This is a genomic window from Gabonibacter chumensis, assembly GCF_024741215.1.
GTDB classification, from domain to species: domain Bacteria; phylum Bacteroidota; class Bacteroidia; order Bacteroidales; family Marinifilaceae; genus Gabonibacter; species Gabonibacter massiliensis.
The window spans coordinates 383,683-393,212 of the sequence record NZ_JANSKB010000003.1 but is presented as its reverse complement, the minus strand read 5'-3'; the positions used below and the strand labels follow the sequence as shown (position 1 = coordinate 393,212).

Annotated in this window: 9 protein-coding genes; 5 read left to right on the top strand and 4 right to left on the bottom strand. The window is 39.6% G+C overall.

Going from position 1 to position 9,530, the window contains the following annotated elements; all coding sequences use genetic code 11:
- The first annotated feature begins 93 nt into the window (after nt 1-93).
- Nucleotides 94-1,413, top strand: coding sequence for a UDP-glucose dehydrogenase family protein (locus NVS78_RS11110; protein WP_286359236.1), 1,320 nt, complete (start codon nt 94-96; stop codon nt 1,411-1,413).
- Nucleotides 1,414-1,480: 67 nt separating this feature from the next.
- The gene (locus tag NVS78_RS11105; protein ID WP_286359235.1) at nt 1,481-2,392 is read left to right on the top strand and encodes a diacylglycerol/lipid kinase family protein; all 912 of its coding nucleotides are present in this window, start codon (nt 1,481-1,483) and stop codon (nt 2,390-2,392) included.
- A 45-nt stretch (nt 2,393-2,437) separates the two neighbouring features.
- Here the strand turns inward: NVS78_RS11105 and NVS78_RS11100 are convergent, their stop codons facing one another.
- Both NVS78_RS11100 and NVS78_RS11095 read right to left on the bottom strand, forming a co-directional pair.
- Nucleotides 2,438-2,923: an Lrp/AsnC family transcriptional regulator gene (locus NVS78_RS11100; RefSeq protein ID WP_286359234.1), complete on the bottom strand. Its 486-nt coding sequence runs from the start codon at nt 2,921-2,923 to the stop codon at nt 2,438-2,440.
- A 13-nt stretch (nt 2,924-2,936) separates the two neighbouring features.
- A complete protein-coding gene (locus NVS78_RS11095) occupies nt 2,937-3,560 on the bottom strand; it encodes a hypothetical protein (protein WP_286359233.1) in 624 nt (207 codons plus the stop codon).
- Between the two features lie 129 nt (nt 3,561-3,689).
- Here NVS78_RS11095 and NVS78_RS11090 point away from each other — a divergent pair, with 129 nt between their 5' ends.
- Nucleotides 3,690-5,270, top strand: a complete 1,581-nt coding sequence (locus tag NVS78_RS11090; protein WP_286359232.1) for an alkaline phosphatase family protein — start codon at nt 3,690-3,692, stop codon at nt 5,268-5,270.
- A gap of 31 nt (nt 5,271-5,301) precedes the next feature.
- Here the strand turns inward: NVS78_RS11090 and gldE are convergent, their stop codons facing one another.
- Both gldE and NVS78_RS11080 read right to left on the bottom strand, forming a co-directional pair.
- On the bottom strand, nt 5,302-6,618 hold the full coding sequence (gldE, locus tag NVS78_RS11085; RefSeq protein WP_286359231.1) for a gliding motility-associated protein GldE: 1,317 nt from the start codon (nt 6,616-6,618) through the stop codon (nt 5,302-5,304).
- Between the two features lie 129 nt (nt 6,619-6,747).
- On the bottom strand, nt 6,748-7,167 hold the full coding sequence (locus tag NVS78_RS11080; protein WP_286137511.1) for a single-stranded DNA-binding protein: 420 nt from the start codon (nt 7,165-7,167) through the stop codon (nt 6,748-6,750).
- Nucleotides 7,168-7,449: 282 nt separating this feature from the next.
- Between NVS78_RS11080 and NVS78_RS11075 the strand changes: the two genes are divergently transcribed.
- Complete coding sequence (locus NVS78_RS11075) at nt 7,450-7,752, top strand: HU family DNA-binding protein (RefSeq protein ID WP_449415972.1); 303 nt, start codon at nt 7,450-7,452, stop codon at nt 7,750-7,752.
- Nucleotides 7,753-7,940: 188 nt separating this feature from the next.
- Nucleotides 7,941-9,488 carry an Rne/Rng family ribonuclease gene (locus NVS78_RS11070; protein WP_286359230.1) on the top strand — a complete coding sequence of 516 codons (1,548 nt, stop codon included), beginning with the start codon at nt 7,941-7,943 and terminating at the stop codon, nt 9,486-9,488.
- Nucleotides 9,489-9,530 lie beyond the last annotated feature (42 nt).

Below are 9,530 nucleotides of genomic sequence, written 5' to 3'. Positions count from 1 at the left end.
TGTATTTTTGCAAAATTGAAAAATGATCGGCGGCAGGTGTATGGTAAGGGCGTCGGTCATGAAATGAGAATCATTCACGTAAAAAGGATAAAGATGAGAATAGCTGTTGTCGGAACAGGTTATGTAGGATTAGTGTCCGGTACATGTTTAGCGGAAACCGGAATTACGGTGACGTGTGTCGATGTAGACCGGGCTAAGATTGAGTTGTTGAACAATGGAGGTATTCCTATTTTTGAGCCAGGACTGGCAGAATTGGTGGTTCGCAACCAGAGTGACGGGCGTCTTTTTTTTACGACCTCATTGAGAGAGGCATTGAAAGATGCCGATGCGGTATTTATCGCTGTCGGTACTCCGCCGGATGAGGATGGAAGTGCTGATTTGAAATATGTATTGGGGGTAGCGCGGGAGATAGGTGAAATTATCGATGATTATATTGTGGTTGTAACGAAATCAACGGTTCCTGTCGGGACGAACATGAAGGTAAAGGCCACGATAAAAGAGGCTTTGCAAAAACGGAATGTATCCGTACTTTTCGATGTGGCTTCCAATCCCGAGTTTTTGAAAGAGGGTGATGCTGTTAATGATTTCATTTCTCCTGACCGGGTGGTGATCGGCGTTGAGAGCGAAAGGGCCAAACGGGTGATGGAGCGTTTGTACCACGTGTTTATCTTAAATAATACGCCGATCTATTTTATGGATATTCCTTCGGCGGAGATGACTAAATATGCTGCCAACTCCATGTTGGCGACCCGGATTTCATTTATGAATGATATTGCGAATTTGTGTGAGATCGTGGGGGCGGATGTCGAGGCTGTAAAGAAAGGGATAGGTAGTGACAGCCGTATCGGTAAAAAGTTTTTGAATGCGGGTTGCGGTTATGGAGGATCTTGTTTCCCTAAAGATGTGAAGGCATTGATTAAGACGGGAGATGAAAACGGGCATAGTTTAGAGTTATTGAAGGCTGTGGAGAGAGTGAACGAGAGGCAAAAAGAGGTATTATTTAAAAAAGTAATAGCTCATTTCGGTCAGGATTTGAAAGGTAAACGTTTTGCCATGTGGGGATTGTCTTTTAAACCTGCTACTGATGATATGCGGGAAGCTCCTTCGCTGGTACTGATCGAACGTTTAGTAGAAGCCGGAGCTGTTATACGAGCTTATGATCCGGTGGCAATGGAAGAGTGTCGGAGACGCATAGGGGCGAAGATCGAATATGCAAGTAATATGTACGATGCTTTATCGGATGCGGATGCTTTAATTGTTGTCACGGAGTGGCCTGAGTTTAAGATTCCTAAGTTTACTTTTATTGAAAAGGCTTTAAAGCATAAGATTATATTTGATGGTCGTAATATATATAGTCCGGAACAGATGAAAGAGTTCGGTTATATTTATTACGGGATAGGACGGCAAAAGTGATTCGTCGTCATAGGATGGATTTGTTCGGGAGTATGAATGAGGCATCTGTGCTTCAAAGTAATTATTTATGGATAAATTGCGGATTTTATTTATTATAAATCCTATATCGGGTTTTGGTCTGGGTTGGGAAGTTCCTTATCGACTGAAGCGTATTGCGGCTTATCGTCAGGTCGAGTATGTGATACGTTTTACAGAATATGCCGGACACGCCAAGGAGTTGGTCGAGAGTGCAAAACATGAAAATTATACGCATATTGTAGCTGTCGGAGGTGATGGTACGGTAAATGAGGTAGGAACGGCCTTATGTGGTACGGATATTGCTTTTGGGGTTATTTCTTTGGGGAGTGGTAATGGTTTTGCTCGTCATCTCGGATTCTCCTTGATGATGTCGAAGGCTTTAAAGCAATTGCTTCAAAGCGAGATCACCCGAATTGATGTGGTTGAAATCAATGGTTATTATTCTTTGAACGTAAGTGGGTTGGGGTTTGATGCAGAGGTGGCTCATTTTTTTAATAAAATGAAGATGCGGGGAATATTTTCCTATATTTATTCGATCGTCCGCATGTGGTTTCGTTACCCGAGTAAACGTTATCGTTTTAAAATCGGGGATAAGGTATGGGAGGAGGATTGTTTTATTTTAAGTATTGCGAACAGTTCACAATATGGAAATAATGCGCGGATTGCTCCCAAAGCTTCTTTACGGGACGGGTTGTTTGACATATGTATTTTAAAACGGCCTAAATATTACCAGATACCTCGTTTTATATATTGTTTTATGAACTCTCGGATTTCCAAACTGTCTTATTTTAGTGAAATACAATGTGCGGAGGCGGAGATCGAGGGAGATATATCTAAAGCCCATATCGATGGGGATCCCTATGTTTTAAATGTACCGGTAAAGGTGAAGATCCATCCGGGAGTACTGAACGTAGTTGTTCCTAAACTATCCAGAAAGAAGAAGATTAAAAGGAATGTTTGATTCATACTGTCGCCGGAATAATCCGGTAGACAGCATCTAATCAAATTATTTTGTTGGTGCGGGGTCCACGTTCAGGTTGATCTGTTTCTCGATGAGTTGGTCCAAAGAGATAAAAGTTTCCGTTTTTGCTATTCCCGGAATATTTTGTAAGGTGTTGATTAATATATCCATAAGATGTTGATGGTCATTGCATCTCAATTTTATTAAAAAGGTAAAACCTCCGGTGATGAAATGACATTCGATGACTTCGGGAATATTTTCAATCTCTTTAACTACTGTTTTATAAGTATGAGCGTGGTCTAAGATTACTCCGATGAAGGCGCATACGCCGAATCCGAGGGCGTCCGGTTTTACGATAAATCTGGACCCTTCAATAATACCGGAATCTTCCATTTTTTTCACTCTTTGATGAATGGCAGCTCCTGATATTCCGCACTCCCGCGCTATTTCCAGAAAAGGGACTCTTGCATTTTTCACGAGATGCGATAATATTTTCCGGTCGATTTCGTCAATTTGATATTTTGTATTCATATTTTTTTGTGTATTACCTATTGAAATTCAATACATTATATAGTTGCTTTCGTTGTTTGTAATATTGCCATCCTTCTTCATTGGTAATGGTCTTTATTACGTTGTCGATCATGTTATTGAAAATAGTTGCAAAGTCATATCCTTCCGGCGGATAGATTTCCGGATTATGTATGTCGTTTAACTTGGCGATATACATGCGTGCGACCATTTCACTGGAAACATCATTTTTGTACATACCTTGTTGCATTCCTTTTTCAATATTGATTTTTATTTTTTCAAAGATGAAATCGGAACGTCTGAGCCGGTGTCTTTCGTATATCTCCGGGTAAGCTTTTGCCAGTTTGAAAGTGACAGAAGGCGATACGTTGAAGAAGCGATCGTTGATTTCATTACCGACCAGCAATAAGATGTCGATGGCATTCCATCCTTCGAAATTGTATTTGTCGAAAATCTCTTCAAAACAAATTCTTTCCCGCTCAAAAATAGAATTTACGATATCTTCCATGTCGGAGAAGTTTTCGTTGATTTCTTCCCGCGTAATATTTACTTTTCGCAAATTCTCATCAGATAAATCAGTGCCGTATCGAAAGACGTAAGTTCTTAATTTCTCTGTAAGCAAACATTTCTTTTCAGTCATAAATGAAATCTGTTTTATATTTTATGCTGTAAATATACGAAACAATTAAGAATTGAAATAATTATAGGTTGTAAATTATCATATTCTGACTACTTTTGTAGAATTAGTAAGAGTTTGTAAGTATACCCTATGAAGAAGATTATTTTATTCGTGTTGATGTTCAGTAGTTTTGTTTCTTTTGCCGCGGAGAATAAAACAAAACTGGTTGTTGGTGTCGTAATAAGCCACTTTTATCCGGAGTGGCTTGAGTGGTATAAGCAGGATCTTTCTGCAGGAGGCTTTAAAAGACTCATGCAGCAGGGGGTTGAATTGAATATGAATTATAATTACGTTTATACTCAAACGGGGGTAGACCACGTCACTCTATATACCGGAATGCTTCCGGCAGAACATGGGATCGTATCCAAAATTTGGTATGATCGACTCCGTAAGGGAAGACAAAGTGCCGTAATGACGGGGGATTATTATGAGGTCGGATCTCAACAAGGGGATAGTATAAAAAGTTTAAGTCCTGACTTTATCCAGACCATTAACTTAGGGAGTGCTTTAAAGATGAATAATGGCTTCTCGAAGGTTTATAGTGTGGCGATGAACGGGGGCGAGGCGGTATTGAGCGGAGGAAGTAGTGCCGATCAGGCTTTTTGGTTTAGTGAAAAAACGGGAAAATGGGTTTCATCGACTTATTATAAAGAGCAGTTGCCGGAGTGGTTAATTCGTTACAACGACCGTATCGAGAGTGATTCTTTGGTAAACAGGGGGTGGATGCCTTTGTCGGATGAAAAGGGGAGTGCTGCCAAAATCAAAAGTAAATTCGGATTGGCAAATTTGTTTTATTACGACCTTGTTCGGGCAAAACGGGAATACAAGACCTATCGAGTTTTGAAGGCGACCCCGCATGCTAATACTTTAGTCTGCGCTTTGGCGAAACGATTGATTGCCGAAGAGAGATTGGGAAAAGATAACGATCCGGATTTGCTTGCCGTCAATTTTTCATGTTTGGATTACATGCACAGGGATTTCACCGTGGATTCGGAAGAAGAGAAAGATGCTTTCTTGCGTTTGGATAGGAATATGGAGGATTTGTTGACTCTCCTTGATCTTAAGGTGGGGAAAGGAAATTATACCTTATTCGTTACTTTCTCCGAAATGCGGGAATTGATGCCCGAAGACCTGAGAAAGGTAAAACTGAATTCGAATTATTTTAGTATATATAAGGCCGTAGCTTTATTAAAATCTTATTTGGGGTTGATCTACGGACCGGGAGATTGGATCGTGGATTATGATCAGGGACAGATATATTTGAATCGGGATTTAATCGAAAGGAAAAAATTGAACTTAAAAGAGATGGAAGACCGCATAGCGGATTTTTTGATCGATTTCGAGGGAATTGCAAAGGTTATTACTGCTTATTCATTAACACATACGGCTTTTACTTCGGGCGTGGATCAATTGATACAAAACGCTTTCTCTCATAAGCGAAGCGGAGACGTGTTGTTCTGCCTGTATCCGACCTGGATTTCAGAATTGAAAGAGATGGAAGATATTTATTTCCGGCATAGTAAGCGTCCGTTTGTTCCTCTGTATTTGTATGGAGCCGGGGTAAAAACCGGTTTGAAAGGAAATTTCGATATGGTGGATTTATTGCCTACGTTATGTGATATGATGGGAATACCTGTTCCTTATACCGTACGGGGGAAAAAGATAGAATAAACAGTCCCGTTTTTAGAGAGGGCGGTGGTGGTTATTTCTCTTTGGAGGACGATTGTATTTTTTGGTATTGTATCTTCTTAATTCTCCGGTTATCTACTTCTTCTATCGTAAACTGATGATTTTTATAGGTGATGACATCTCCTTTTTGTGGTAGTTCGCCTTTAATCTCCAGAATAAGTCCGGCTAACGTATCGGCATCTCCTTCTATATCTTCAAAACTCTCTTCTTCAATATCGGTTATTTTAAAGAAATCGTTGAGTAAGGTAGATGCTTCGAATACGTAAGCGCCGTTTTTACTCCGCGTGTAAAAAATCTCCTGTTCGTCGTATTCGTCATTAATGTCTCCCACGATCTCTTCTATGATGTCTTCCATCGTCACGATTCCGGAAGTTCCCCCGTACTCGTCGACCACGATGGCCAAATGGACTTTTTTACTTTGAAACTCTTCCAGCAAATCGTTGATTTTTTTGGTTTCCGGAACGAAATAGGCGGGGCGAAGCAAACTTTGCCATTTGAAATCGTTTTTTTCATCCAGGTGTTGCAACAGGTCTTTGACATAAAGTATCCCGTTGATATTGTCCAGATTTTCTTCATAGACAGGCATTCGCGAGTAACCGTGTTCCGTAATGATCTCTTTTACTTGTTGGTAAGAAGATTCTATATCTACGGCAACTACGTTGATTCTGGCTCGGATAATATCGATTACGGCTATGTTTCCGAAACGGACTATACCTTCCAGAATGTCTTTCTCTTCGTTAATTTCCGAGTCTTTCGTTAATTCCAACGCTTTCGAGAGTTGATCGATGGATATGGCGTCTTTTTTTTCGATTCGGTTACTGATGATTGAAGTTGACTTGATTAATAAATACGAGAGCGGTCGAAATAGATGAGACAAAAACAGGAGCGGGCCGGTCATTAAAATAACCACCTTTTCTTGTGAACGATTCGCGTATAATTTGGGTATAATTTCTCCTACCAACAGGATGATAAAAGTAACTGCAATCACTTGGATAATGAAGCCCAGCACCGGATTCGCGGATAAATCGAATAAAGAGTTAACCAGATAAGTCGAGAGTATGACGATTCCGACATTGACAAAATTGTTGGAGATAAGGATGGTGGCTAACAAGAGATTGGGCTTTTTTTGAAGATGGCATGCCTTATCGTATCCTTTTTCTTCCAAATGTTTTAGTTGAGTGGGCGATAGTGAGAAAAAAGCAACTTCCGAGCCAGAAATAAGAGCTGAACATATCAGCAGGAATAGTAAAATAATAATGAAAATAAGATCAAGCGTTCCAAATGAACCGGTAAAAATCTGCTCCGCCGGGGGAAAATAATCTGTATCCAAGGTTACTTTAATTGGTTAAACATAAAATCGTCCAAAATTATAAAAAAAAACGGAGGTTTAACGCTTATCCCGTTAAAAATTCGGTTGTACGGACGAATTTGTCCCAAGGTAAGCGTAAACCTGAATGGATTAGAAGGGAAGATCGTCGCTATCGTCCGAATTGCTTAAACTGCTTGGAGCTTCTGGCATAGGAGGTTCCGGCGTTTTTTCATAGTTGTCCTGTTTGCGGGATAGCATTTGCATGGTATCTCCGTAGATTTCCGTCGTGTAACGTTTATTCCCGTTTTGATCGTCCCAGGTACGTGTTCTAAGGCGTCCTTCAATATAAAGAGTCATCCCTTTTTTCACGTACTTTTCGGCAATTTGCGCTAAATTCCTCCAAAGAACGATATTGTGCCATTCCGTTTGGCTGACACGTTCTCCGTTTTTATTGTTGTAGGTTTCCGTTGTAGCCAAGCTAAATCGAGTGACCGCAACCCCTCCTTCCAAGTACCTGACCTCCGGGTCGGCACCGACGTTTCCTATAAGAATAACTTTATTTACCATAATTATTTAAGATTAAATTTGACACAAATTACAAAAAATAGTTGATTAAAAAAAGTTTTTGAGTTTGGGAAACGAAGATAATATTTTATCGTTAAAAATGAAAAACGGTTCGATGGATAAGATTGCCGTTACGTGGGGCAGGAGACAGGCGGGTTACAAAATTCACTATTCCAGTCTGTGGAGTGAAAAAATATTGACAAAAAAGTCTAAGTTTGTTTCATTGTTTGTGGAAAAGATATATATTTGCAGACTGAAAACAGAGATTAAAGAAATATATTATTGAATATTAAATATTTAAAGAAAATGACAAAGGCGGATATTGTGAATGAAATTTCGAGAACGACCGGAATCGAAAAAGTAGCTGTTCAAGCAACGGTAGAAGCATTTATGGAAGCGATTAAAGGTTCTGTTGTTGAAGGCAAGAACGTGTATTTGAGAGGTTTTGGAAGTTTTGTTGTGAAAAAAAGAGCAGAAAAAACAGCTCGTAACATTTCAAAAAACGTAACGATTAAAATTCCTGAACACTTCATTCCTTCATTTAAACCTTCAAAAAGTTTCGTTGTTCAAGTAAAGGAAAAAGTTAAATAAGAAAGGAGTGTAAGTTATGCCAAGCGGAAAAAAGAGGAAAAGACATAAGATGGCTACTCACAAACGTAAAAAAAGACTGAGAAAGAATAGACATAAGAAGAAGTAGTCGTTTGTGAGTTAAGAGATATAAACCTAAAGGCTATAGCCTTTAGGTTTATTTAGTATAATACGATTAATTGTTTTAGGTAGTGAGTACGGAGTTAGTCATAGATGTAAGAGCAGAAGAAATAGTGATCGCTCTATTAAAAGATAAGCGATTGGTAGAGTTGACGACAGAGAAGACTAGCATGAAGTTTGCCGTAGGAGACATCTATTACGGGAAGGTAAAAAAGATTATGCCGGGGCTTAATGCTGCTTTTGTTAATGTCGGGTATGAAAAAGACGCTTTTCTTCATTACCTTGATTTAAGCCCCCAATTCCATTCACTGGATAATTATATCAAACAATGTATTGCCAGAAGGGGGATGCCGGTTTCCAAATTGAGGTTGGAGCCAGAAATCAACAAGAACGGTAAGATATCGGATGTGCTTAGCGTGGGACAGTATGTTGCTGTTCAGGTCGCCAAGGAACCTATTTCGACTAAAGGTCCGCGCTTGACTTCCGAGTTAAGTATTGCCGGACGTCATTTGGTTTTGATGCCTTTTTCCGAGAAGGTGTCTGTTTCGCAAAAAATAAAATCTGTCGAAGAACGGAAACGTTTAAAACGACTGATAGAGAGTATACGCCCTAAGAATTACGGGGTGATTGTTCGAACGGTAGCAGAAGGAAAGAATGCGGAATTGTTCGATAGTGAGTTATGCGAACTCGTGGAGCGGTTTGAGACTGCTTTCAAACATATACGGGACATAGAACCTCCCAAGTTGATTTTGGGGGAAATAGACCGGACGAGTGCCATGCTTCGCGATATTTTGAACTCTTCTTTTGAAAATATTTATATTAATGATATTACGTTGAGTAAAGAGATAAAAGGTTATATCAGTACAATAGCCCCGGAAAAAGAGGATATCGTGAAGTATGTTTCAACGGATGTACCTATTTTGGATCATTTTGGCGTTGATAAACAGATAAAGTCCTCTTTGGGACGTACCGTCTCTTTTAAAAATGGAGCCTATTTGATTATCGAGCATACGGAAGCTTTTCACGTGATTGATGTGAATAGTGGAAATCGTACTAAACTTGGCGATGATCAGGAGACGAATGCCTTGGAAGTGAATTTAGCCGCGGCTGACGAGGTGGCTCGTCAATTGCAATTGAGGGATATGGGAGGGATCATTGTCATTGATTTTATTGATATGCAATTGGCTGAAAATCGACAGAAATTGTACGATAAGATGAAATCGGCCATGGAGATAGACCGTGCCAAACATACGATTTTGCCTTTAAGTAAGTTCGGTTTAATGCAGATCACGCGTCAGCGTGTACGTCCCGAAATGACGGTGACAACGACGGAGACTTGCCCCGTGTGTCATGGTACGGGAAAGGCTGAAGCCGCGGTATTATTGATCGATAAAATTGAAGATCAGCTGGAATATTTGATTGTTGAAAAAAAATACAAGATATTGAAGATCAAAGTGCATCCTTTCGTGGAAGCTTATTTGAAGAAAGGTTTCTGGTCTATTCTAAGAAGGTGGCGATTCAAATATTTTGTATCAATCCAAGTGATAGGCGTGCCTTCGTTTTATATTTATGAATATAAATTTTATAACCGTTTTAATCGGGAAATCGAAGAGTCATGATCTATTCAAATTTGGATTATAAAATATAAATATTTATCAATA